Genomic DNA, 22,921 nt, shown 5'->3' on the forward strand with positions numbered 1-22,921 from the left:
TCAGCTCTTCTTGCCACCGAGCCCGTTCTCCAGCATGTCGATCACCATTTCCGCATAGCCCTCATAGGAAAGCGGGCCGTCGGGTTTGAGCCAGGTGAACGTCCAGTTCATCATGCCGAACAACATCATCGTGATGGGCGTGCGGTTGGCCTCGTCCACCTTGCTCGGGTAAGCCGCCCCGAGCTGTCGGCCCACCGCGGCCACCACGTCTCGCTCGCGCGCGAGCACGATGTCGCGCTGTTCTGGCGCCAGGTATTTCACATCATTGAGCAAGGCCACATGCCGCGTACGCGACGTGGCGTATTCGGCCAGGAACGTTCGGATCAGCAGATGCAGCGTAGCGCGTGCCGAGAGCTTGGCGTGGCGCGCGTCGCTCTCGGCGCGTTCAACCAGGTCGGCCAGCCGCCGCGTATAGCGGTCGAGCAGGTCGAACAGAATGGCTTCCTTGCCTTCGTAGTAGTGATACAGGCGCGATTTGGATCCGCCGCATGCAGCGGCAAGCTGGTTCATCGACACGCTCGGGTAGCTGTCGGCCGCAAAGGCTTCGGCGGCGGTGTCGAGCACGCTTTCGCGGCGCAACTCGAATTCGTCTTCGTTCTTGACGCGGGACATGGCGGGCGGCACATCGGTTGGATGGCCGCCATGTTAACCGGCTGGCTTGCCGTGTGTCGATGCTGCGTTGATGCTGCATCAACGCGTCAGACGGTTTCGTGCACGCCCAGGAAATCCAGCACGGCTTCAAGAAACGCGTCCGGCAGCTCGACATTGGCGAGGTGCACGGTGTCCAGCAGGCGCAATTGCGCGCCCGGAATGGCAGCGGCAATTTCCTCGCCATGGCGGGCAGACGTCACGGTGTCGTGCTGACCGGCAATGACGAGCGTCGGATGCGTGATGAGCGTAATCGTGCGGCGCAGGTCGGCATCGCGCACGGCCGCCCAGCCGCCGATGATGCCTTCGCGCGGCGTTGCCAGCAGCGTGCGGCGGAATGGTTCAACGGCGGGGTCGTTGGCCTTCAGCATGCGTGCGGGAAACCAGTTGCGCAGGAACGTTTCCGTTGTTGCCTGCATGTCCGGCGCTTGCTGAAGCTCTGCAATGGCCTGGTCGAAGTACTGCGTCGGACCGATATGCGCGGCGGTGTTGGAGAGGATCAGCCGGTCGATGCGCTCCGGCACATGAATCGCCAGCCACTGCGCCACGATGCCGCCAAGCGACAGCCCCAGCATATGCACACGCCGGATGCCCAGCGCATCGAGCAATTCCACCACGTCACGGCCGAGCCGGTCCATTGAATACGCACCAGCAGGGGCATCCGAAGCACCATGGCCGCGCGCGTCGTAGCGCAGCACGTGAAAGTGCTCGGCCAGGCTCGGCACGCTCACGTCCCACATGTGCAGGTCGGTGCCGATGGAGTTGGATAGCAGCAGGACAGGCTTGCCGGCTGTGCCATCAAAGCGATAGGCAAGGCGTGCGCCGTCACCGGTGGTGATGAAGGAGAGGTCGTTGCGGGTGGTCATGTTGGGCTCCTGGGAAAGACGGTTGAAACGATTGGGATGTCGTCATCCTAGAAGCCGGTGGGGTTCGTGGATACTATGAAGTTTTGAACAATTTTGTAGGCTTTGTCGACAATGCAGAACTTCACGCTTCATGAGCTGCAGTGCTTCGACGCGGTGGTGACCGGCGGCAGCTTTCAGGCCGCGGCCGAGCGGTTGCATCGCTCGCACCCGTCGGTCTTTGCGGCGGTCGCCAAGCTGGAAGGACAGTTGGGTTTGAGCCTGCTGGACCGCAGCGGTTATCGCGTGCGCTTGACGGAAGCGGGGCGATCGTTCCACCGCAAAGTGCAGTCTTTGCTGCGTGAGAGCGAGGAGCTGCGCACCCACGCAAAACAGCTCGCGATGGGCGAGGAGGCCGAGTTGCGCGTGGTGCTGGGCGACCTGTGCCCGCTCCAGCCAGTGCTCGCGCTGCTCAGCGCGTTCTTCGGCCAGTGTCCGCAGACGCGGCTGCAATTGCTGTTCGAAGCCGTCACCGGGCCGTGGGAGCGCTTGCTGGAAGACGATGCGGACCTGATCGTCCACCGCGTGCCGAAAGGCGACGTGCGCATGGAGTGGATCGACTTGGGCAAGATCGCCATGGTGCCGGTGGTGGCGCCGGGGTTTTTGCCGTTCGCCATCACGTCGGCCATCACGCCTCAGCAGATGCAGCGCTTCATGCAGTGCGTCATCAACGATTCCGCGCGGAACCCGCCGGAGCAATTCCATTACGTCATCGACGGTGCGCCGCAGTGCGCCGCGCCTGACCAATTGATGAAGAAAGAGCTGATTCTCCACGGCATGGCGTGGGGGCATCTGCCGCGTTTCCTGATCGAGACGGAGCTGCGCGAGGGGACGTTGCTGTCGATTGCGGGGCGCCATTTTCCCGGCATGGTGCAGGAACTGGTGGTCGCACGCAGGCGCGATCAGCCGCATGGGCCAGTCGCCAATCGGCTGTGGGATTTTCTCGGGCACCGTGCGCCGGTGCTGAAGCCGGCGTTGGGTCGCATGCCGCGTCAAACGGGTGCGGCCAGCCGACAGCGGACATAACCCGCTGAGGCGCAGGCCGGCCGTCCCGGCTTGAGGTGGACGATCAAGCGGCCTGCTTCGTCGCGTTCATGTAGTTGCGGTTGTAGTTGAGCACACGGCCCGTGGCGAGGTCATAGCCGACGCGCCCTGTCAGCGTTTCCAGCGCTCGGCCATACAGGTGGAAATGGCGGGTGGGTGTGTTGCCCAGCACGTGGATGCTGTGGATGTCGTCGTCGAGGAACGTGATGGGCGTGCCCGGCTGTACCACGACTTCGCGCGACAGGGCCAGTGTGGCACGCTCGGGGTCGCGGCCGTCGTCGGTGCGTGTGTAGACGCGGTTCAACTCTTCGCCTTCGAGCGCGACGATGACGGCCCACGTGGTGTGGTTGTGCGGCGGCGTCGTCTTGCCAGGGTTGATGGAGTTCAGGTACAGCGCGAAGGTCTGATCAGGTTCTGCATGCAGCAGGTAACGGCTGGAGGCATCCGCATCGCCGGCTGCGGGCGGTGGGAAGGCGTCGAGCGGGAACAGCGCTTCTTGCGCGGCAAGTTCATGCAGACGATCGGCAATGCGTGCAAGCGATGCCTGCGTAATGCCGTCTTGCGCGGCAATGGCACGAATGGCGACGAGGGTCTGGCGGACGGCGTGGTCGCGTTGCTGGGCGAGGCTCATGGCAGCTCAAAAGCGAATCGGTGAAGCCCTCAGTGTAGGGCGGCGGCAGCGCACGACCAACGCAGCATCCTGCATATGGTTAGACGCATCGGTTCGTTCTCGGGTGCGGGGTGGCGTGCCTAACATGGGCGCCTTCAGAAACGCGCGAGGCCTGCATGACACGCTCTTCCATCGACGCCCGTTCCAATGCGCCGGATGCCTCGAATTCTCTTGCAACACGCATCATCCACGCGGGCAGCCCGCCGTTTGTGGAGGGCACTGCGCCGGTCAACGTGCCGGTGGAGCGCACCAGCACCGTCCGCCATGCCAGCACTGCCGCGCAGCACGATGTCCACGCGCGCCGCAAGGCCGGCGAGAACATCGCGAGCTACGGCCGCCACGGTTCACAAACACACCGCGCGCTGGAAGATGCGCTGCTGGCCCTTGAGGGCGGCGTGCGTGTGTTCCTTGTGCCATCGGGCTTGTCGGCGATTTCGCTGACGTTCCTGGCGCTGTTGTCGCCTGGCGACCACGTGGTCGTGACCGACAGCGTGTATGCGCCCGTACGCCGGCTCGACACAGGTCTGCTGCAGCGCCTGGGCATTGAACTGACCTATGTGGACCCGCGCGACGGGCAGCTCGAAGCCGCCATCCGCCCGCACACACGGCTGATCTATACGGAATCGCCGGGGTCGCTGCTCTATGAAATCTATGACTTGCGTGCCATTGCCCGAGTAGCGCAGCGGCACGGCGTCTTGCTGGCGACGGACAATACGTGGGCGTCTGGCATTCTCTTCCGGCCGCTCGATGCGGGGGCGGACATCTCCATCCTTGCCGCCACCAAGTACGTGGCCGGGCATTCCGATGTGATGCTGGGTGCGGTCGTTGCCCGCACCGATGCCGTGGCGGCACGTATTGCGGCCGCACACGATGTGCTCGGCCTCACGATCGGCGCCGATGATGCCTATCTGGCGCTGCGCGGCGTGCGCACGTTGCCGGTGCGCATGGCCCAGCACCAGCGCAATGCCACGTGCGTGGCGCAGTGGCTGCAGGCGCAGCCGGGCGTTGGGCGGGTGTTCTATCCGGCATTGCCGGGTGACCCGGGTCACGCGCTGTGGCAGCGGGATTTCTCGGGCGCGAACGGGCTCGTTTCATTCGTGCTGGAAGGCGCGGATCAGTACGCCGCAGAACGGGTTGCCGATGCCTTGCAGCTGTTCGCGATTGGCGCGTCGTGGGGCGGGTACGAAAGCCTCGTCACCGTGGTTGCGCCCGAAAGGTTGGCTGACCACGCGCAATGGGATCAAGCTGGCGCTGTGCTGCGCTTGCATGTCGGTCTGGAAGATGCCGATGACCTGATTGCTGATCTGGAGCAGGCGCTGCAGCACGCGCCCGTAGCCGCGCTGCACGCGATTGGCGGTTGAAGGTCGAAGGTCAGACGGCAAACGTCGCGCTGGTGAAAGCAGCGTGCCATGCCGCATGCAGGAGGGGCCGCGCACCTGCATGACCCGAAAGCGCGCGCGACAGGAATGCACGCGTGCGGTCGCTCGTCGGAGAGGAAAAAACCTGTTCTGCCGAGCCACGTTCCACCACGACGCCGTGTTCCGTGAACACCACCTCGTCGCTGATCGCCCGCGCGAAGGCCATTTCGTGCGTGACCAGCACGCAGGTCAGGCCATCGTCGACCAATTCGCCGATGACGTTGAGCACTTCCCCCACCGTTTCCGGATCGAGCGCGGACGTCACTTCATCGAACAAGATCAGTTCCGGTTTCATGGCCAGCGCGCGGGCAATGGCTACGCGCTGTTGCTGGCCGCCCGAGAGCTGTCCGGGGTATGCGCGCGCCTTGTCTGCCAGGCCCACTTTCTTGAGCAGCGCATGTGCGGTGGCTTCAGCCTCTGAACGCGCTTTGCCGAGCACGCGCACGGGGGCGGCGACGAGGTTGTCGAGCACGTTCAGGTGCGGAAACAGGTTGTATTGCTGGAACACAAAGCCGATGCGCTTGCGCAGGGCAATGGTGTCTTCTTCGGTGTTGAGCTGGTCGACGCGGATGCCGTCCACGGTGATGCTGCCGCGCTGCGGCCGAAGCAAACCGCTGATGCAGCGCAGGAGCGTCGACTTGCCCGAGCCCGACGGCCCGATGATCGACACGGCTTGGCCGCGCTGCACGTCGAGGTTGATGCCCGACAACACCGGCGTGATGCCGAAACTCAGATGCACGTCGCGGAGTGAGACAAGCGGTGGGGCAACCGGCGTAGATGCATCGAGAGGAAGAAGATCAGGCAGCGACATGCGCGCGCTCCATGCGCCGGGTCAGGCGCGAAATCGGGTAGCAGTAAACGAAGAACAGGGCGAGCACGGTGAAGTAGGTCAGCACCGTAAACGGTGTGCGGTTAACCGTGTTGCTGGCGATCTGGGCAGTGTCGAGCAGATCGTGCACGCCCACCAGCGACGCCAGTGCCGTGCCCATGGTGATGACGGCGTACAGGTTCATCCACGAAGGCAGCATGCGCCGCACGCACTGCGGCAGCACGATGCGCCAGAGGATGTCGCGCCGCGTAAACGCCAGCGACGCTGCGGCTTCCCACTGCGTATGCGGGATCGACTGCACCGCGCCACGGAAGATTTCCGCCACGTGCGCACTTGCCGGCAATGCCAGCGCGAACGTCACCTTGAGCCAATCCGGAAACGGGATCACGTGGCCACGCACGACAATTTCGAAGGGCACCGCGTACGCAATGCCGTAAACCAGTACAAGCCAAGGTGCATTGCGAAACGCAACTACATACCCACCGGCGAGGTGCCTGAGCCCGCGCACCGACGACAAATGCAGCGCGCCGATCGCCAGCCCGACCAAGGTGCCGAGCCCGACGGCCAGCAAGCTGATGCCGACGTTGATGCCCAGCCCCCGCAGCAAAGCGGGCGACCAATGCAGAAGCGTGGCGAGAAGGGTGTCAGGCATGCGCGGCGCTCCCCAATGCGGCGTGGCCAGCGGCGCCGTAACCGGGCATTCGTAGCCGGCGTTCGATCCATACGCCCAGCGCATGCACGGCATAGGTCACCACGCCGTAGAACAGCAGCAACAGCACCATGCATTCGAGCACGTTGTCGCGCTGTGTCCAGATCATCAGCGCGCTATACGTGAGGTCGCCCACCGCAATGGCGGATGCCAGCGACGATGCCTTTACCAGCTCGACTGTGTTGTTCATTAGCGAGGGCCACGCAGCGCGAAGTGCGAGCGGCAGTTGCACGCGCCACAGGCGCTCGCGTGCGCTGAAGCCGAGCGAAGTTGCGGCTTCCAGCATGGCGGGCGGCACGGCTTCAATGCCGGCACGCAGGGCTTCTGCATGAAACGCCGCCTTGTGTAGCGAGAGCAACGTCACCGCCCAGAAGAACGGCGTGAGCGGATTGGCCATCTGCCACTGCGCCAGCGTTTGCGTGATGAGCGTGTTGACGACGAGAAAGGCGCAGCACAACTGCACGAGCGTAGGCGTGTTGCGCGTCAGTTCGATAAAGCCCTGCGCCAGCCATCTCACGCGCTTGTGCGGCGACACCAGCAGCCGCGCGAGCCCAACACCAAAGACGAGGCTCAGCACCACGGTGCTCAGCATCACTAGCAGCGAAACTTTCGCGCCTTGCAGCAGCGCATTACGCTCGTACACCTCGGCCAGAAAGCCGTAGTCGAGGCCGGTGTGGCGGACCAGCGCAATCGCCCGCGCGAGCAGATCGTCAGTCAACTGCAGCCTCTCGATCAGCCGCGCGTGGCCTTTAGCTTGTCATGCCATTCGACCAGCGCGGGCGAAGGCGGCAGGATGCCGTTCTTCTTCTCCGTTTCGATCAGCCAGCCGGTGCGGTGCCAGCCCTGGACGATGCGGTCGAGGGCGGCCACGGTGTCGTTCTCGCCCTTGCGCGCCCAGATGACCGTGGGCGAAGGGATGAGGTCCGGGCCGACGATGCGGTAGTCCTTCCATTCGGGGTTGCTGCGTGGCAGCGGCTGCAGCAGCGTGGCGTCGTGCACGGCGGCAGCGCAGTTGTTGCCGCGCAGGGCCAGCAAGGACTCGGCCGGGCTCTTGAACCCCTTGGGCGTGGCGCCAATGTCGGCTGCCAGCGGCTTGGCATAGCTGCTGCCTTGCGACAGGCAAACGTCCTTGCCTTTCAGGTCGCTCCACTGGTGCACCGGGCTGTCTTTCGGGACCAACGCCACGCCGCCCACGCGGTAGTACGGTGTCGGCACGTGGGCGAGCAGGTCCGCGCGTTCGGGGTTCAGCTCCATCGCCGCAACCAGCACGTCAACACGGCCCTGCTGCAGAAATTGCACGCGGTTGGAAGGTTGCACCTGCACCGTCTCCACTTCCACGCCAAGCCCGCGCCCGAGTGCCTGTGCAAGGTCGACGTTGAAGCCCGTGCCGCGTTGCGTGACGGGATCGATGGAGCCGAATGGCCCACCCGACAGCACCACGCCCACGACAAGCTTCTTGCGCTGCTGGATCTTGTCGAGCGTGGCATCAGCGTGTGCCGCCGTTGCAGTGAGCGCGGCGGCCGCAGCCAACGCCACGGAGGCGAAGACGAGAGCGGATCGGCGGGACGAGGAAGAGGGAGCGGACATGGCACGCGACAGATTGTTTCTGAAGCGGCCATTGTGTGAGACGCCCGTCGTGCGGCGAACGAATAAAAACCGGAAACGTTATGCGTCGCTCAGGGCTTTTGCGGCCCGAGGCGGGTGCGCAAGGCGTGCCGACGGTTGCGCATCCAGTCGATGGCGCGGCGGCCGAGGGCGATGGATGGCAGTTCGACATAGCGATGCAGCAGCACGGCCAGTGCCAGTGTCAGCGCGAGGTTGACGGCAAACAGCATCAACTGCGTACCGAGCCACTCCGACGCGAGCCTGCCCACCACGCGATGCGTGGCCTCAATCACGCTCGGGTGCACGAGGTACAGCGCATACGACAACTCGCCCAGCCAGACGGCGACGCGCGGCACGCGAAGCTCGCCGCAGTGCTCCATGGCCACCATGCCGATCAACAACGCGCCTGCGGGCAGTCCCCGCGCGAGCAGATCGAATTTCGGGACCGGGCCGACCACGGACATCACGAAGGTGGCCACGCCAACCGCCAGCAGTACACGGGCAACGGCGGGGGTCAGACGATGCCGATGTGCCGCATACGGCCATGCCAGCCCGGCGCCCAGCAGGAACTCCAGCACGAGCGGATTCGCTGCCATGGCCTGCAGTGGTGTGGCCCAGTGGTACAAGGCTTCCGGGTTGCCCTGCACGACGCCGCCGTGCCAGAACGGAACGATGATCGTCGTCGTGAACAGCGCCAGTGCCACCAGTCCGAGCGCGCGCCGGCCAAAGAGTGCCAGCCCAACCGCACACAGCGCGTAGAAGAACACTTCATAGTTGAGCGACCAGCCGACATACAGTGGCGGGTACCCAAAGTACGGCGCATCGACATTGGCCTGCGGCACAAACGCGAGCGAGCTGAACAGTACGCCGGCCGACACCGGGTTGAACCACGTGGAATACAGCACCGACATCAGCCAGTAGGGTGGCGCAAGCCGGAACGCCCGCTTGACGAGAAACTCGTTGGCCGGCTCAGGCCCCTTGGGGCCGAGAATGGCAACCCAGGCAATGATGAAGCCGCTGATGACGAAGAACACGTCCACACCGACATGGCCGCGCTTGATCACATGCGACGTCAGCCACGCAAGCGCAGGGATGTCGGCGTGGGCCAGAGCGAGTCCGGAGTGGAACACCACCACATACAGTGCGGCGAAGCCCCGCAGCGCCTGGATGCTGAGTAGAGAAGACGAAGAACGGTTCACGCAGGATGATTATCGATAACGCAGAGAGCAACTCACGCTGGCAAGCAAGCTACGTGCCCATCACGTCTTCGTGTGCCACTGTCGCGGGTGCTGAGGCAAAGGACAGTGTGCGGGGTGCGCCAACTTCGCCCAGGCGAATAAGCCGGGCGCGTACCACGTTCCGCGTTACGCCCAGCACGCGCGCGGTATCGCTCTGGCTGTAGTGGCAATACCGGAATACCTCTCGGAACAACGCATCTTCCACCACCTGATAGACATTGCCCACGTTGTCGTTACAGAGTTGCCGAATGGCACGTCGCAGCAGGTCAGTTTCGTCGGCGGACGCGACGGGCACCTGCGTGGGCGCGGTGGCGCCGGAAGCGATTGATGGGTCGGTCTCGGCCTGTGCTTGAGGGCTGGTAGAGCGGCTCGACAGCCGCAGGTCTGGTGCGTCGATAGTGTTTCCATCGCAGAGCAGGAGCGTCCGGTGCATGACGTTTTCAAGCTCGCGCACGTTGCCGTGCCAAGGGGCTTCTGTCAGCAGGCGTTCGGCCTCGGGTGTGAGGGTCGCGCGCGCGTGGCCGAGTCGCTTGCTGTAGGTGTTGATGAAGTAGCGCGCCAGCGGAACGATGTCGCCCGGACGCTCCTTCAGCGTGAAGACGTTGAGATTGACGACATTCAGCCGGTAGTAAAGATCCTTGCGAAAGCGCTTCTCCTGGACCAGCGTTTCCAGATCGACGGTGGTGGCCGCGACGATCCGGAGATCGACCGGAATGGGCGTGCGCCCGCCCAGGCGCACGATTTCGCGCTCCTGCAGCACGCGCAGCAGCTTGTTCTGCACAGGCAGCGGCAGGTCGTTGACCTCGTCGAGGAAGATCGTCCCGCCGTTGGCCTGCTCGAACCACCCGACCTGCGTGCCGAATGCGCCGGCGAACGCGCCGTTTTCGTGGCCGAAGAGTTCTGCATCGACCAGCGTGTCGGAGAAGGCGCCGCAACTCACCACCACGAAAGGACCACCCTGCCGTGCGCTGCGGTTGTGCAGGTAGCGGGCAATCAGCTCTTTGCCCGTGCCGGTTTCACCGGAGATCAGCACGGCCGCGTCGCTGGGCGCCACCTGTTCGACTTCATCGAGCAGGGCGCGGGAGCGCGGGTCCTCGAAGATCCAACCTGGCGTGCAGGCCGCGGGCTCATGGCCAGGCGGTGGAGGCCATACAGGGAACGTCGCCATGATTGTCCATTCAGCGCGTGGGATCAGGAATAGAAGGAGGGTTCCGGCAGCGTGCCATTCAGCGCCCAGTCGCCCAACTCGTGCAGCTTGTAGTCGACGGGGTCGTGCAGCGTTTGGGTGCGCAGGTTGCGCCAGAAGCGGTCCAGCGCGAGCGCACCGTGCGTGGCGCGTGCGCCGGTGGTCTCGAACATTCGGCTGGTCAAATCGAGCCCGACCCGCGTGGCTGCAACCTTGGCGGTGGCGATGGCAATACCAACGTGGCCGCGCGCGTGCGCGGTGAGCGTGGGGCCTTGCGCCCACGCTTCATCAAACCGTGTGACCGCCTGCCGCGCCAGCAGGCGCACGCTCTCCAGGCCGACAAAGAACTCACCGTAGTGGGCCAGCGTGTATGGGTCCTCGCTCGCACGTTTTGCTGCAGACCGATGCCACGGTCGCGCCTCATGCAGCGTGTAGTGCCTGGCCTGCTCGAACGCACCTTCTGCCAGGCCCAGAAACATGTGCACAAACACAAGCTGCGCCAGCAACGGGCGTAAGGACGAAAAAGGCGTGGTGAGCGGCCCCGGATCGCGGAGCAGTTCGTTCTCTTCCACGCGGACTTTCTCGAACAAGGCGCTGCCGCTGTCGGTCTGGCGCTGCCCGAAGGCATTCCAGTCGTGGTTGAGCGTGATGCCGGCGCGTGCAGTCGGCACCGCTGCAATCAGCAGCTTGCGACTGTGTTCATCGATGCCCGAGGCAATCAGCATTTGCGAATCCAATGCGCCGGAGCAGAAGCTCTTCTTGCCGGAAAACTCGTACCAGCCGTCGAACCGGCGCACGATGGTGCGCTCGTCGAGCGGGTTCAGCGCGTTGCCCCAGAACCAGTGCTTGCGCGCGGTCTGCTCGTACCACGGCTCCCACTGGTCTGGCCGCGCAAACAGTCGCACGGTGGCCAAGAGCAGATGGTGGAAGCCGTAGACGTGCGCGATGGAGCTATCCACCTGTGCAAACTCGCGCACGGTATCCAACGTCTCGGCCCAACTGGCCCCGTGCCCGCCATAGCGCTTGGGAATCGCCAAGGAGAGCAGGCCGCTGCGCCGCAACGCGTCGCGTTCGGCCAAGGGCGTGCCGCCTTCAGCGTCGCGCTCCACTGCCGTCCGGGCAAACTCGGCAGCCAGTGCCCTGGCGGATTGCGGGGCCGGCACATCAAGGGTTTCGGTTTCAGGAAAGATTGCCGTTTCTGTTGTCATGAACAATCGGGAAAGACGAATGGACGCCGCTCACACCAAGGCTGGCACTTGGTGCGCAACATCGCGGCCGAAATAGAAATGCTGGATGTCCTCGCGCTGGCGCAACGCCTCGGCCGTGTCATTGAGCACGGTGACGCCTGCCTCCAGCACCGTGGCGCGATCGGCGTATTGCAGGGCCACCGTGGAGTTCTGTTCGGCCACAAGGATCGACAGCCCGTCTTCACGATTGAGCTGCCGCAGCCTCGCAAAGATGTCCTGCACGACCAGGGGCGCGAGGCCCATCGACGGCTCGTCCAGCACCAGCAGGCGCGGGCGTGACATCAGCGCGCGCCCAATCGCGGCCATCTGCTGCTCACCGCCCGACGTGAGGCCGGCGGCCACCCGGCGCCGTGCTTTCAGGCGCGGGAAGATCGCGTACACGCGTTCCAGGTCGGCGGCAGTCTCCGCGCGCGAGGCGCTGCGCCCGAGCGCACCGGTAACGAGGTTCGCTTCGATGGACAGGTTCGGAAAGCAGCGCCGGCCCTCCAGCACCTGAACGAGCCCCAGGCGCACCAGCTGAGCAGGCGTGGTGCGGGCGACGTCATGCCCGTCAAAGCGGATCGTGCCGGCAGTGACCTGTCCGCGTTCGGGCACCAGCAGGTTCGAGATTGCCTTGAGCGTGCTGGACTTGCCCGCACCGTTCGCGCCGAGCAGTGCGTGCACCTCACCCCGTTGTACGGTGAGGTTCACGTTGTGCAAGGCGACGATGGCATTCTGGTACGTCGCTTCGACACCGTTGACGTGCAGCAGCACAGCAGAATCGTGCATTGCCATCGCCCTCAGGCCGCTTTGGCGATGGGCGGCGTCGCCGTGACGCCGGGCCCGGCACCGATCTGCCAGACATATGGTGGTTCGGTGCCGTTGATGTGCCAGTCGCCGATGATGCGCGCCTTGTAGATCAGCGGATTGTGCGAAGCGACCGTGCGCGCGTTGCGCCAGTGACGGTCCAGCGCCTTGCTCGAGGCCGTGGCCGACGCACTGAGCGCATTGAAGAACTGCGTGGACGCGCGCAACACGAGATCGGAAATCGCCACCTGCCCTTGCGCGGATTCGAGTTCAGCGTCGATGTTGGCCTGGCGCTCCAGCGCAGCGTCGCCGGCCCAGCGGGCATCGTAGGCACGCTGCGCGGCGAAGGTGGCGCGAATGGCCGTGGCCTCCGCCGCGTAGGCCAATGCCGATACCTCACCAACCACCTGTTGGACCTGGACGTCTTGCGCCACGGCGGAGGCATTGCCGGTGCTGAAGATGCGTTTTCGCTCGCGCACCTGCTGCGCAACTTCGCGTGTGATGGCGCGCGCAATGCCGGCCAGCGTGGCGAGGTGGAACAACTGGTAGAACGCCGTCTGGTACTTGAAGCGGCTGCTGAACGGGAAGATGTTCTCGTCTTCCACGGCGGCGTTCTCATACACCGAGGTGCCGCTGCCGGTGGTGCGCTGGCCGAAGCCGTTCCAGTCGTCGTGGTGCGTCACGCCCGGCTGATGCGAGCTGACGGCGGCGATCACGTCGGTGCCGTCTTCCAGGCGCGCATACAGGTCGACCCAATCGGCAAAGATGCTTCCGGTGCTGTAGTACTTGCGCCCGTTGGCAACCCAGCGGCCGTCCCTTTTTGAGATGTGCGTGATGACATCGCCAATGGCCACGTCGCCGATTTCCGTCCAGGCGTTGCCGACCAGATCGCCGGCCACGAAGCGCCGCAGCCAGACTTCGTTGCCCGCGTCGCGCGGTGCGTTCAGGCGATCTTCCACGAAGGCGAAATGCCCGCGCAGCGCCTGCACGATGTTGGAGTCGGCGTCGGCCAGCTCAATCAGCAACTGGAACAGTTGGGGCAGCGTGGCGCCATCGCCGCCATATTCGGCGGGCACGCGCACCGCGCCGAAGCCCGCCTGCTTGAGCCATTGGATGGCGTCGACGCCGAGCTGGCGGTTGTGCTCGCGCTGCAGGGCGGTTTCGCGAATGCGCTGGAAGACCGGGCGGTACTGCTGCGCAAGGGTTTCGTAGGGGGCGCCGAACAAGGTCTCGGCGTGCGGCTGCGTCATGGCGAACCTCCAGGTGGGTCGGGCAGGGTGGAGAGACAGCGGAATTCAATCGTTGATGCTCGTGCGCACCTTGATGTTTTTCTCTTTGGCGTACGCCAGCGACGATTTCTCGATAATCGGCCGCAGCAGTTTCCAGTCCGGCGCGATCCAGTCGGAGATCACGTTCCATTTCGTGCCATCCCACTGCTGGAAGGCGACGCGGCCATCGCCCTCATGGTTGTCCCACGTGACGTTGATGGAATGGAACAGACCCTTGGCGCCAAGCGCAGCGGCGCGGGCTTCGTCAATCTTCAGGTTCTCCAGGCCCCAGCGGACCTCGTCGCCAGTCAGCGTGCGCTTGCCGAACTTGGCCTGCGCGATGCGGATGGCTTCCACGTTCAGGATGCCGTTGAGCACACCCAGGTTGTGGTACACGCTGCCGATGCGCTTCTTGTCCTGCAGGTTGCCCTTGCCGTGGTCGTACAGCGTCTTGGTGATCTGCTGGAGCACCGGGTATTGGGCACCCGCTGCCACCGTCGTGATGGCGACGTAGCCCTTGGCTGCATCGCCGGCCGGAATCACATCTTCCTCCGAGTTGGACCACACGTTGCCGATGATGTGGTCGGCCGGAAAGCCCGTCTTCTGTGCCGTCTTGAGCGCCACCGGGTTCATCACGCCCCAGCCGCGCAGCACGACGTAATCGGGTTTGGCGCGGCGGATGGCCAGCCACTGCGACTGCTGCTCATTGCCCGGGTGCGGCACTTCGATCTGCTGCACCGTGAAGCCGTATTTCTTCGCCAGCAGTTCATAGATGGGGATCGTCTCTTTGCCGTACGGCGAGCCGTGATACAGCACGACGATCTTCTTGCCCTTGAGCTTGTCGACGCCGCCTTCCTTGGTGCCGATGTAGTTGACGATGCCCGAGGTCTCGCTGTACGGGTTGAGCAGCAGCGGGAAGATGTACTTGAACACGCGGCCGTCCGTCGTGTCGGTGCGGCCGTGGTTGATGGTGAGCAGCGGCACCTTGTCGGCCGTCACCCGGTCGAGCAGCGCATACGCAATGCCGACCGACAGTGGATTCCATGTGGCGATGCCGGGGTGCGTCTTCAGGCGTTCGTACACCTCCACGCCGCGTTCCACTTCGTACTGCGTTTCGCCTTCTTCCCAGGTCAGCTTGACGCCGCCCACGCCGCCGTCTCGCGTGTTGACGAGGTTCAGGTAGTCGATGAAACCGCCGAAGAACCCCGTGCCGCCGGCCGCATATGGGCCGACGCGGTAGCTTTGCAGCGGGAAGAACTGCTCATCCGCATGGGCGGCTTGTATGCCCAGACCGGTCAGGCTAGAGAGGGCCAGCGTGCCGGTCAGCAGCGCCATCTTGATGGTGCGGGGGAGGGACATGGTGCAGATGCTCCTGATATCGATACGACGTAGGTTGCGTGGAGAAAGGAAAGAGGACGGAATCAGCGCCGGGAAGCTGGACGCGCGACGTTGCTTATCCGGCGCAGCACCCGCTGCCACAGGGCGGCAAGGCCCTGCGGCTCGGCAATCAGAAAGGCCACGATGAGCGCACCGATCACGATGCGCTGGCTGAGGTCCAGCACGCCGGAGTCGAACCGGCCGCCGAACACGAACGCGCCAAAGCGGGACAGCAGCAGCGGAAACACCACCACCAGCGCCGCGCCCAGGAACGCGCCCCGGATGGTCGCCAGGCCGCCGATGATGACGATGAACAGGATCTGGAACGATCGATCGAGATTGAAGCCCGCAGGCTCCACCGTGCGCAGATAGACGAAGCCCCACAGCACCCCTGCCACGCCAATGACGAACGATGAGATGGCGAACGCAAGCAGCTTGGTCCGCAGTACCGGTACGCCTGTGACGCGTGCCGCCATTTCGTTGTCGCGCACAGCAATGAAATGGTGGCCAGTGGGCGTTTGCACGAGTCGCCAGACCAGTGCCGTGAGGATCGTCACCACCGTGAGTGCAAACACGTAGCGCAGCGCCGGCGTATCGAACGCGACGCCTGCCACCACGATGGGCGGCGCGTCGATCACGCCCGATGCGTTGTTGTTGCTGAACCAGCCGTACTTGGTCAGTGCCCACTGCACGAAAAACTGTGCAGCGAGGGTCGATACGGCCAGGTAGAAGCCTCGCAGGCGCAAGCTCGGCAACCCGAACGCCACGCCGATGGCGGTGGCGGCCAGCCCGGCGAGCACGATGCTCACCGGCAGCGGCAGGCTCTCAACGCGCAGGTTGAAGTTGTACGCGGCGAACGCGCCCACTGCCATGAAGGCGGCGGAGCCCACCGACAATTGCCCTGCGTAGCCGGTCAACAGGTTCAGGCCCACCGCCGCAAGCGACAGCGCGAGGAACGGAATGAGGATGGCATCGAGCCAATAGTCCGATGCCACCAGCGGCACGACGAAGTAGGCCAGCAGCAGCGTCACCGCGGGCGTTGCCCACGCTGGCCAGGACAGGTGCCTCCGCGCAGCGGAAGGGTGCGCGGTGTGCCCGGATGGGGATTCCAATGCAGTCGACATGGCTCAGGCTCTCTCGACAGGGCGCAGGCCGAACAGCCCGCCCGGTTTGACCAGCAGGAAGGCCAGCGCGGCCACATAGGCGATCCAGCTCTCGATGCCGCCACCGACGAATGGCCCCAGGTACACCTCCGCCAGCTTCTCCAGCGCGCCGATGATCAAGCCACCGACCACCGCGCCCAGGATCGAATCGAAGCCGCCCAGCACCAGTACTGGTAGTGCCTTGAGCACCACCAGTGACAGCGAGAACTGCACGCCCAGGCGTGCGCCCCAGAGCAGCCCCGCCACAAGGGCGATGACGCCGGCCGTGGCCCAGACCGTCGCCCAGATGCGCGGTAGCCGCAAGCCCACGGCAATCGCGGCGAACGTGTCGTCCGCCACGGCACGAAACGCCAGCCCCACGCGTGTGTAGCGAAAGAAGATCGACAGCGCCGTCACCATGACGGCCGCGGTGGCGGCAGCAAACAGATCAAAGCTGGAGACGAGGATGCCGCCGATCTGTAGCGGCGCATCGGAGATGCCGAGGTTCAGCTCATGCACCTGCGTGCCCCACACCAACTGCGCCACGCCCTCGATCACATACGACAGGCCGAGCGTCGCCATGAACAGCGTGATGGGCGGCTGGTTGACCAGTGGCCGGAGCACCGCGCGCTCGATGCCGAGTCCCAGCAGCACCATCAACATGAACGTGAGCAGCAATGCGAGCGGGAACGGCACACCGCGCTCAAGCAGACTGACAAACGTGAGCGCGGCAAACAGCAACTGCGCGCCCTGCGCGAAATTGAGCACGCCAGAAGTCTTGTAGATCAGCACAAAACCAATCGCCACCAGCGAATACATCACGCCGGACAGCAGGCCGCCCACCAGCACCTCGGCAAAGAACGCCACGTCGAAGTCGCCCATCATTGCGTCTCCGCCACGCTTGCCGCGTCGTGTGCGACGCCGAGGTAAGCATCGATGACGGCCGGATCGTCGCGTACATCGTGCGGCGTGCCGTCGGCGATCTTGCGGCCGTAGTCGAGGACCGCCACGCGATCTGACAGGCCCAGCACGATGCCGATGTCGTGTTCGATCAGCACGATGGTGGTGCCCCACTGGTCGCGCGCGGCGCGGATTAGCTCGGCCATCTGAACCTTCTCCGTCACCGTCATGCCGGCGAGCGGCTCATCGAGCAGCAATAGGCGTGGCCGCGCGACCAGCGCACGCGCCAGTTCAACGCGCTTTTGCAGCCCATAGGAAAGTGTGCCCGCGAGTTGGTCCTGCACGTCGTCCAGGCCGACAAAGTGGATCACCTGTTCCGCACGGTCGCGCGCATCGGCCAGCTCGCGTCGCGCGCGGCCCAGCCCGATCAACTGCTCGACGAAGACAGAACGGGTGTGCTGTACGCGGCCGAGCGCAATGTTGTCGCGCACGCTCAGGCCCTTGAACAACGCCAGGTTCTGGAACGTGCGGGCAATGCCAAGACCGGCCAATCGTGCCGGCGACACCTTGCGCATGGCGCGCCCATTGAGCCAGATGCTCCCGCGGTCCGGCCGGTACAGGCCGCTGATGATGTTGACCAGCGAGCTTTTACCTGCGCCGTTGGGGCCGATGATGGCGCGGATCTCCCCCGGCACCACCGTGAGGTCGATGCCGCTGAGCGCCTGAATGCCGCCGAACGACAGGTCGATGTCGGTCAACCGCAGCACGGGTGCCGCAGCTTCTACGGCCTCGGCGCCAACGCTGAGCGCAAGCGATGGTCCATCGGCGTTACGCGTGTCGGCGTAGCGTGCAAGCGGCGGTGGCGGGGCAGCAAGTTCAGCGGACGTGTGAGACATGGCGGTCTTCGCAAAGCAACAGGCAACAGAACTCCCCCGCGCCCGTTCGATTGAGCGGGCGCGTATGGGAAACGCGGGTATCAGATCAGGCGGTCAGGCGACGGACGTGGCGGCCTCGGCCTCGCGCGTGTCGGCGTTGGCCGCTGCGCGTTGCGCTTCCAGCTCGCGCACCAGCGGCAGCACCTTGCGACCGAAGTACTCGACTTCCTCGATGAAATGCAGGAAGCCCGCCAGAACCAGGTCCACGCCGATCGACTTCAGATGCACGATGCGCTCCGCAATCTGCTGCGGCGTGCCGATCAGGTTGGTGCGGAAACCGTCGTTGTATTGAACGAGATCTTCAAACGTGGATTTCGCCCAGTTGCCTTCGCCCTCGGGCGACGCCTTGCCGGCTTGCTTCACCGCATCGCCAAAGGCGTGCACGGCTTCCACGTGCGCATGCTTGATGATGTCGTCCAACACCGCCTTGGCTTCCTCTTCGGTATCGCGCGCGATGATGAAGGCGTTCACGCCGATGCGGACCGTGTGGCCGTTTTCGCGGGCCTTCGCCTGGATATCGTCGATCTGCGCCTTGATCCCTTCGGGCGTGTTGCCGTTGGTGAAGTACCAGTCCGACACGCTGGCCGCGTTGTCGCGTGCGGCACGCGAGCTGCCGCCCTGGAAGATCTCGGGGTGCGGCTTCTGCAGCGGCTTGGGGCTCAGCGTGTAGTCGTTGATGCGGTAGAAGTCGCCCTTGAACGTGAACTTGTCCTGCGTCCAGATGCCTTTGAGCACGCGGATGAATTCGTTGGAGCGGCGATAGCGCTCATCGTGCTCAAGCCAAGGTTCACCCAGAGCCTGGAACTCGCCCTTGAACCAGCCGCTGACGACGTTGATGGCGATGCGGCCGTTGGAGATGTGGTCGATGGTTGCCAGCTGTTTGGCCACCACCGCCGGATGCCAGGGGCCGGGCAGGATGGCTGCGAGCACTTTCAGCTTGGTGGTGGCGTGCAGGATCGCCTGGCTGAACGATACCGATTCATGCTGGTGCTCAGCGCCGTAGCCGGCGGTAAATCGGATCTGGCTGAGCGCATAGTCAAAGCCGGCTTTCTCGGCGGTCTGCGCCAGCTTCTGGTTGTATTCGAGGCTCCAGTCGGTGCGCTGCGGGATGGTGCTGACGACCAGGCCGCCGCTGACGTTCGGCACCCAGTAGGCAAACTTGATATTGGCGCTGGAAGAAGATTGGCTCATCGCGATGGTCCTTTGTCCTGTGCGGGATGGGAACGAACGAAGCGGGCGCTTCAGGCGGCTTGCGCCACAGGGGCGGCGCGAAGGTCTTCGGCCGACGCTGTGCCGAGCAGCGGTAACGCACGTGCGACGGCCAGGGCGATCCGGTCACGCAGTGCCTGACTGCTGATTTCATAGCCGCTGAAATCCTGCTCGGATGCATACACGCCCAGCGGCAATGTGCGCGCCTGGAAGAAGCTGAAAAGCGGCCGCAGCTGATGGTCAATCACCAGCGCGTGACGGTCGCTGCCGCCCGTGGCGGCCAGCAGCACAGGCACGTCGATGAGCGCTTCGTGGTGGACCAGATCAAAAAGATGCTTGAACAGACCGGTGTATGACCCGCGATACACGGGGCTCGCGACGACGAGCACATCCGCCGATTCAATGGCGGCAAGTTCCGCCTGCACCCGGCTCGGCAGCCGGTCTCGATACGATGCGCCGCCGATGGCCGGGGCCAGGTCCTCGAGTGTGATCAGGTGAACATCGATGGGAAGAACCTCGGCGAGGGCGGCCAGCAGTTGCTCGACCAATACGAGTGTCCGCGAGGGGCGCTGCACGCTACCCGAGACGGCCACGACCTTGAACTTGCGACTCATTGTGAGTACCTCTGCGCTTGCGCGATCGACGGAACGATATGAATGCTTGAGCGCGGCCGGCCTCGAGCCGTGTCCAGCGCTTGCAAATCATTCTGCGTTGCACCACGCGTAGCGGCATACGTAGAAATCGGAGCATCTATATTTCAATGCTCGCGTTTCACGCTAAGTCTCTGAGCTGTAAAGAGAATTGAATTCAGTCTTTGATGTTGGCGTGTTGTTGCCATTCCGCAATTGCGCATCGTCATATCGAAAGACGAATTCCGGATGCTTTCGAGCGCGCAATTTGCTGGAGCGTTGCTTCCAAAGCATCACGATCGACGTGCAGGTCGAAGTGATGATCTGATGATCGACAGCGTCACCCGCGAGCAGTGCACCCGGCTGCGCGCTCGAGGAGCAGGACGCTCGTATTCCACGCGAGCCGACTCCAAGCGGTTGAGGCGCGCAAGAAAATCGGCGCGCACGCTGGGCAACAAGTGGTAGCTGCGCAGTGCCGGTTCGGCCGGCAGCGTATCGACGATCTCCAGCCCCGCTTGCGGGCCATACGCCATGGCCACCGCCACGGCACGGTTCAGATCGACGACGGGCGAGGGCGTCGGGCTCCTTTTTGGAAGCCTTTGTGTGACTTCAAGTCGCCATTGCCCCGCCACGCGCGCATTCCGGTGCTTCGGCCGGCTCGCGGGACATCTCGCTCGTGCGATACGACTCACCCCATTCGCGCAGGCTGATCAGCACCGGCGCGAGCGACTCGCCAAGCGGAGTAAGCGCATATTCGACCTTGGGCGGCACCTGCGGATACACGTGCCGCGCGATGACGCCATCCGCCTCGAGTTCGCGCAATTGCAACGTCAGCATGCGCTGCGTGGCGTTCGGAATCAGGCGCGTCAGTTCCATGAAGCGCTTCTTTCCGGGCAGCAGGTGGAACAGGATCACGGGCTTCCAGACGCCGCCGATCACGGAAAGCGTGACTTCGACGGCGCAACCGCTCTTGCCGTCCAGACGTTTCAGACGCATGGTTTTATACCTACAAAATTGATAGTACCTGTAAAAATTGTACGTTCTTGCGAAGCAGGAGGTACGCCGTGACAATGCCTGCAATGCGGTATCGCTGCAAGTTTTGCAGCGCTGCCCTTTCGCAACCTTCTCATTAAGGATGTCGTGCTCATGAAAGCCATTACCCTGCGCCAGCCTGCTGGCCTCGACAAACTTCATCTCGTCGACCTGCCCGACCCTGGCCAGCCGGGCGCCGGAGAAATCCGCGTGCGCGTGCATGCCAGCTCGCTGAACTTTCACGACTTGGGCGTTGTGACTGGCCGCATGCCGAGCGCCGACGGCCGTATCCCGATGTCCGACGGCGCCGGGGTGGTGGAGGCGATTGGCGAGGGCGTGGACGAATTTTCCGTGGGGGATTCGGTTGTCTCGACGTTCTTCCCGACTTGGCTGGATGGCGGCCCGACACTCTCCGATTTTGCGACCGTACCAGGCGACGGCGTTGACGGCTATGCGCGCGAATACGTCGTTCGCCCGGCGCATTGGTTCACGCATGCGCCACGCGGCTACAGCCACGCCGAGGCGGCGACGCTGACGACCGCCGGGCTCACCGCATGGCGGGCGCTGGTGGTCGACGCACGTCTGAAGGCGGGCGACACCGTGCTGGTGCTCGGGACGGGCGGCGTGTCGATCTTTGCGCTGCAATTTGCCAAGAGCATGGGCGCAACCGTGATCGCAACGTCATCCTCCGACGAAAAGCTCGCACGGGCGCAGGCGCTTGGCGCCGACTTCACGATCAACTATCGGCGCGATACCGACTGGGCAGCCAAGGTGCTCGAATACACGAATGGCCGGGGCGTCGACAACGTGATCGAAGTAGGCGGGCCCGACACACTGGGTCAATCCATCCAGGCATGCCGCACCGGCGGACATATCGCCCTGATCGGCGTGCTCACCGGTATTGCCGGGCCGGTGCCGACCGTCGAACTGATGCGACGCCACCAGACCCTGCAGGGCTTGATTGTCGGCAGCCGGCGCCACCAGCGCGACATGGTCCGCGCGATCGATGCAACCGGCATCAAGCCGGTGATCGATCAGACGTTTGCGCTGGAGGACATTGCCGATGCGTTTGCGCATCAGGCGGCGGGCAAGCATTTCGGCAAGCTCTGCCTGTCGATTTGAGTTGCCTGGGCGGCGGGAAACACCATCGGGTGGGGCGCCGCCGCCCCGTATCTGCCGGCCGATGCACCGGCGTGGGCGCCGCGCTTAAACCGTGAAGTATTCGGGCCGCAGTCGGCGCGTGATTTCCAGCACCGGCAGTACGTGGTCCAGATGCTCGCGCATGGCGCGCACGGCCCGTTTCGGGTTGTTGGACGCGAGGGCGTCGATCACGGCGCGGTGCTCGGCCAGCACCTCGGTCATGCGGCCCTCCAGCGGGAGGGTCAGCAGCCGGTAGCGGTCGATCTGCGTTTTGACTTCCAGGATGATCTGCCAGACGCCGGGGTAGCCCGACAGCTCGGCCAGCGTGGCGTGAAACGCTTCGTCGGTGCGGAAGAAACCGCGCCGGTTGCTCTCCCGCACGCATTGCGCCTGCCGCTCTAGCACAACATTGAGTTTGTGGATGCCTTCGGGCGTCATGCGCTCTGCGGCCTTCTCGATGATGGCGACTTCCAGCGCGCCGCGCACCAGCATGGCTTCTTCCAGCGTGTTGAGCGGGATGCGCGACACGAATGTCCCGACGCGCGCCTGCACGTCGATCAAGCCTTCTTCTGCCAACCGCTGGACGGCCTCGTGCACAGGCGTGCGGCTGGTACCGAATTCTTCTGCGAGATCCTTCTCGACGATGCGCGTTCCGGGCAGTAGTTCCATCTCGACAATCCGCTCGCGCAGGCTCAGATACACGCGTCGAGAGGCGGTCATGGTGGCCGCGCCCTCAGGGGGCGAGGGGAAAGGGCGCGAAGTCATACAGCTCGCAACGAGTTCGGATGGGAGTGGATGGAATTGCAACGGCGCGGCCTGAGATTGTCGATGCGGCCGCAGACCAAGGGCGGTGCGGTCACGATGATAGCGGCAAACTCAGCGCGCCTGAATTGCGATTCAATCCAGTCTGGACAGCTCGCAATTCAACAACGCCCACCGGACGGGATCTTCGTACTTCACCCCCGATATGTCGCCGCCGCTGGCAGTGCAAAGGTTTGCTAGCGGTC

Annotated in this window: 24 protein-coding genes; 3 read left to right on the forward strand and 21 right to left on the reverse strand. The window is 64.3% G+C overall.

The window, feature by feature from the left end:
- Both ACUXH0_RS23570 and pcaD read right to left on the reverse strand, forming a co-directional pair.
- On the reverse strand, positions 1–612 hold the full coding sequence (locus ACUXH0_RS23570; protein WP_004635026.1) for a TetR/AcrR family transcriptional regulator: 612 nt from the start codon (positions 610–612) through the stop codon (positions 1–3).
- Positions 613–698: 86 nt separating this feature from the next.
- Entirely contained in the window at positions 699–1,514 is an 816-nt protein-coding gene (gene pcaD / locus ACUXH0_RS23575; protein ID WP_182594735.1) for a 3-oxoadipate enol-lactonase, read from the reverse strand.
- A gap of 111 nt (positions 1,515–1,625) precedes the next feature.
- Between pcaD and ACUXH0_RS23580 the strand changes: the two genes are divergently transcribed.
- A complete protein-coding gene (locus ACUXH0_RS23580; protein WP_182594734.1) occupies positions 1,626–2,576 on the forward strand; it encodes a LysR family transcriptional regulator in 951 nt (316 codons plus the stop codon).
- 43 nt (positions 2,577–2,619) lie between these two features.
- Here ACUXH0_RS23580 and ACUXH0_RS23585 read toward each other — a convergent pair whose 3' ends face one another.
- On the reverse strand, positions 2,620–3,225 hold the full coding sequence (locus ACUXH0_RS23585; protein ID WP_182594733.1) for a cysteine dioxygenase family protein: 606 nt from the start codon (positions 3,223–3,225) through the stop codon (positions 2,620–2,622).
- Positions 3,226–3,380: 155 nt separating this feature from the next.
- Between ACUXH0_RS23585 and metC the strand changes: the two genes are divergently transcribed.
- The gene (gene metC / locus ACUXH0_RS23590; RefSeq protein ID WP_182594732.1) at positions 3,381–4,625 is read left to right on the forward strand and encodes a cystathionine beta-lyase; all 1,245 of its coding nucleotides are present in this window, start codon (positions 3,381–3,383) and stop codon (positions 4,623–4,625) included.
- 10 nt (positions 4,626–4,635) lie between these two features.
- Here metC and ACUXH0_RS23595 read toward each other — a convergent pair whose 3' ends face one another.
- The 17 genes from ACUXH0_RS23595 to ACUXH0_RS23675 form a co-directional block, all read right to left on the reverse strand.
- Complete coding sequence (locus ACUXH0_RS23595; RefSeq protein WP_182594731.1) at positions 4,636–5,493, reverse strand: amino acid ABC transporter ATP-binding protein; 858 nt, start codon at positions 5,491–5,493, stop codon at positions 4,636–4,638.
- Positions 5,480–6,163, reverse strand: a complete 684-nt coding sequence (locus ACUXH0_RS23600; protein ID WP_182594730.1) for an amino acid ABC transporter permease — start codon at positions 6,161–6,163, stop codon at positions 5,480–5,482. Before ACUXH0_RS23600 ends, ACUXH0_RS23595 begins: the two co-directional genes overlap by 14 nt.
- A complete protein-coding gene (locus tag ACUXH0_RS23605) occupies positions 6,156–6,938 on the reverse strand; it encodes an amino acid ABC transporter permease (protein WP_182594729.1) in 783 nt (260 codons plus the stop codon). Before ACUXH0_RS23605 ends, ACUXH0_RS23600 begins: the two co-directional genes overlap by 8 nt.
- A gap of 14 nt (positions 6,939–6,952) precedes the next feature.
- The gene (locus ACUXH0_RS23610) at positions 6,953–7,807 is read right to left on the reverse strand and encodes a transporter substrate-binding domain-containing protein (RefSeq protein WP_024541840.1); all 855 of its coding nucleotides are present in this window, start codon (positions 7,805–7,807) and stop codon (positions 6,953–6,955) included.
- A gap of 89 nt (positions 7,808–7,896) precedes the next feature.
- Positions 7,897–9,024, reverse strand: coding sequence for an acyltransferase family protein (locus ACUXH0_RS23615; RefSeq protein ID WP_182594728.1), 1,128 nt, complete (start codon positions 9,022–9,024; stop codon positions 7,897–7,899).
- 49 nt (positions 9,025–9,073) lie between these two features.
- Positions 9,074–10,231, reverse strand: coding sequence for a sigma-54 interaction domain-containing protein (locus ACUXH0_RS23620; RefSeq protein WP_182594727.1), 1,158 nt, complete (start codon positions 10,229–10,231; stop codon positions 9,074–9,076).
- 23 nt (positions 10,232–10,254) lie between these two features.
- Positions 10,255–11,457 carry an acyl-CoA dehydrogenase family protein gene (locus ACUXH0_RS23625; protein ID WP_182594726.1) on the reverse strand — a complete coding sequence of 401 codons (1,203 nt, stop codon included), beginning with the start codon at positions 11,455–11,457 and terminating at the stop codon, positions 10,255–10,257.
- Between the two features lie 30 nt (positions 11,458–11,487).
- Positions 11,488–12,264: an ABC transporter ATP-binding protein gene (locus tag ACUXH0_RS23630; RefSeq protein WP_182594725.1), complete on the reverse strand. Its 777-nt coding sequence runs from the start codon at positions 12,262–12,264 to the stop codon at positions 11,488–11,490.
- 11 nt (positions 12,265–12,275) lie between these two features.
- On the reverse strand, positions 12,276–13,532 hold the full coding sequence (locus ACUXH0_RS23635; protein ID WP_182594724.1) for an acyl-CoA dehydrogenase family protein: 1,257 nt from the start codon (positions 13,530–13,532) through the stop codon (positions 12,276–12,278).
- Between the two features lie 45 nt (positions 13,533–13,577).
- The gene (locus ACUXH0_RS23640) at positions 13,578–14,909 is read right to left on the reverse strand and encodes an ABC transporter substrate-binding protein (RefSeq protein WP_182594723.1); all 1,332 of its coding nucleotides are present in this window, start codon (positions 14,907–14,909) and stop codon (positions 13,578–13,580) included.
- Positions 14,910–14,971: 62 nt separating this feature from the next.
- Positions 14,972–16,051: a branched-chain amino acid ABC transporter permease gene (locus tag ACUXH0_RS23645; protein WP_024541846.1), complete on the reverse strand. Its 1,080-nt coding sequence runs from the start codon at positions 16,049–16,051 to the stop codon at positions 14,972–14,974.
- A gap of 3 nt (positions 16,052–16,054) precedes the next feature.
- Complete coding sequence (locus ACUXH0_RS23650; RefSeq protein WP_220660176.1) at positions 16,055–16,936, reverse strand: branched-chain amino acid ABC transporter permease; 882 nt, start codon at positions 16,934–16,936, stop codon at positions 16,055–16,057.
- Between the two features lie 14 nt (positions 16,937–16,950).
- Positions 16,951–17,865: an ABC transporter ATP-binding protein gene (locus ACUXH0_RS23655; RefSeq protein ID WP_182594722.1), complete on the reverse strand. Its 915-nt coding sequence runs from the start codon at positions 17,863–17,865 to the stop codon at positions 16,951–16,953.
- A 93-nt stretch (positions 17,866–17,958) separates the two neighbouring features.
- On the reverse strand, positions 17,959–19,095 hold the full coding sequence (gene sfnG / locus ACUXH0_RS23660; protein WP_024541849.1) for a dimethylsulfone monooxygenase SfnG: 1,137 nt from the start codon (positions 19,093–19,095) through the stop codon (positions 17,959–17,961).
- A gap of 50 nt (positions 19,096–19,145) precedes the next feature.
- Entirely contained in the window at positions 19,146–19,727 is a 582-nt protein-coding gene (gene msuE, locus ACUXH0_RS23665; RefSeq protein WP_024541850.1) for an FMN reductase, read from the reverse strand.
- A 308-nt stretch (positions 19,728–20,035) separates the two neighbouring features.
- The gene (locus tag ACUXH0_RS23670; protein ID WP_371316227.1) at positions 20,036–20,275 is read right to left on the reverse strand and encodes a hypothetical protein; all 240 of its coding nucleotides are present in this window, start codon (positions 20,273–20,275) and stop codon (positions 20,036–20,038) included.
- 76 nt (positions 20,276–20,351) lie between these two features.
- Complete coding sequence (locus ACUXH0_RS23675) at positions 20,352–20,738, reverse strand: winged helix-turn-helix transcriptional regulator (RefSeq protein WP_182594721.1); 387 nt, start codon at positions 20,736–20,738, stop codon at positions 20,352–20,354.
- A gap of 150 nt (positions 20,739–20,888) precedes the next feature.
- Here ACUXH0_RS23675 and ACUXH0_RS23680 point away from each other — a divergent pair, with 150 nt between their 5' ends.
- Complete coding sequence (locus ACUXH0_RS23680; RefSeq protein WP_182594720.1) at positions 20,889–21,896, forward strand: zinc-dependent alcohol dehydrogenase family protein; 1,008 nt, start codon at positions 20,889–20,891, stop codon at positions 21,894–21,896.
- A gap of 84 nt (positions 21,897–21,980) precedes the next feature.
- On the opposite strand, the gene ACUXH0_RS23685 is transcribed toward ACUXH0_RS23680, so the two are convergent.
- The gene (locus ACUXH0_RS23685) at positions 21,981–22,634 is read right to left on the reverse strand and encodes a GntR family transcriptional regulator (protein ID WP_024541853.1); all 654 of its coding nucleotides are present in this window, start codon (positions 22,632–22,634) and stop codon (positions 21,981–21,983) included.
- Positions 22,635–22,921 lie beyond the last annotated feature (287 nt).

The organism is Ralstonia sp. 110700041-2 (assembly GCF_056280165.1).

Excerpts from the sequence above, each read along its gene's own strand:
- ACUXH0_RS23570 (WP_004635026.1), bottom strand. The coding sequence starts at position 612 with ATGTCCCGCGTCAAGAACGAAGACGAATTCGAGTTGCGCCGCGAAAGC.
- pcaD (WP_182594735.1), bottom strand. The coding sequence starts at position 1,514 with ATGACCACCCGCAACGACCTCTCCTTCATCACCACCGGTGACGGCGCA.
- ACUXH0_RS23580 (WP_182594734.1), top strand. The coding sequence starts at position 1,626 with ATGCAGAACTTCACGCTTCATGAGCTGCAGTGCTTCGACGCGGTGGTG.
- ACUXH0_RS23585 (WP_182594733.1), bottom strand. The coding sequence starts at position 3,225 with ATGAGCCTCGCCCAGCAACGCGACCACGCCGTCCGCCAGACCCTCGTC.
- metC (WP_182594732.1), top strand. The coding sequence starts at position 3,381 with ATGACACGCTCTTCCATCGACGCCCGTTCCAATGCGCCGGATGCCTCG.
- ACUXH0_RS23595 (WP_182594731.1), bottom strand. The coding sequence starts at position 5,493 with ATGTCGCTGCCTGATCTTCTTCCTCTCGATGCATCTACGCCGGTTGCC.
- ACUXH0_RS23600 (WP_182594730.1), bottom strand. The coding sequence starts at position 6,163 with ATGCCTGACACCCTTCTCGCCACGCTTCTGCATTGGTCGCCCGCTTTG.
- ACUXH0_RS23610 (WP_024541840.1), bottom strand. The coding sequence starts at position 7,807 with ATGTCCGCTCCCTCTTCCTCGTCCCGCCGATCCGCTCTCGTCTTCGCC.
- ACUXH0_RS23620 (WP_182594727.1), bottom strand. The coding sequence starts at position 10,231 with ATGGCGACGTTCCCTGTATGGCCTCCACCGCCTGGCCATGAGCCCGCG.
- ACUXH0_RS23625 (WP_182594726.1), bottom strand. The coding sequence starts at position 11,457 with ATGACAACAGAAACGGCAATCTTTCCTGAAACCGAAACCCTTGATGTG.
- ACUXH0_RS23630 (WP_182594725.1), bottom strand. The coding sequence starts at position 12,264 with ATGCACGATTCTGCTGTGCTGCTGCACGTCAACGGTGTCGAAGCGACG.
- ACUXH0_RS23635 (WP_182594724.1), bottom strand. The coding sequence starts at position 13,532 with ATGACGCAGCCGCACGCCGAGACCTTGTTCGGCGCCCCCTACGAAACC.
- ACUXH0_RS23640 (WP_182594723.1), bottom strand. The coding sequence starts at position 14,909 with ATGTCCCTCCCCCGCACCATCAAGATGGCGCTGCTGACCGGCACGCTG.
- ACUXH0_RS23645 (WP_024541846.1), bottom strand. The coding sequence starts at position 16,051 with ATGTCGACTGCATTGGAATCCCCATCCGGGCACACCGCGCACCCTTCC.
- ACUXH0_RS23655 (WP_182594722.1), bottom strand. The coding sequence starts at position 17,865 with ATGTCTCACACGTCCGCTGAACTTGCTGCCCCGCCACCGCCGCTTGCA.
- sfnG (WP_024541849.1), bottom strand. The coding sequence starts at position 19,095 with ATGAGCCAATCTTCTTCCAGCGCCAATATCAAGTTTGCCTACTGGGTG.
- msuE (WP_024541850.1), bottom strand. The coding sequence starts at position 19,727 with ATGAGTCGCAAGTTCAAGGTCGTGGCCGTCTCGGGTAGCGTGCAGCGC.
- ACUXH0_RS23670 (WP_371316227.1), bottom strand. The coding sequence starts at position 20,275 with ATGGCGTATGGCCCGCAAGCGGGGCTGGAGATCGTCGATACGCTGCCG.
- ACUXH0_RS23675 (WP_182594721.1), bottom strand. The coding sequence starts at position 20,738 with ATGCGTCTGAAACGTCTGGACGGCAAGAGCGGTTGCGCCGTCGAAGTC.
- ACUXH0_RS23680 (WP_182594720.1), top strand. The coding sequence starts at position 20,889 with ATGAAAGCCATTACCCTGCGCCAGCCTGCTGGCCTCGACAAACTTCAT.
- ACUXH0_RS23685 (WP_024541853.1), bottom strand. The coding sequence starts at position 22,634 with ATGACCGCCTCTCGACGCGTGTATCTGAGCCTGCGCGAGCGGATTGTC.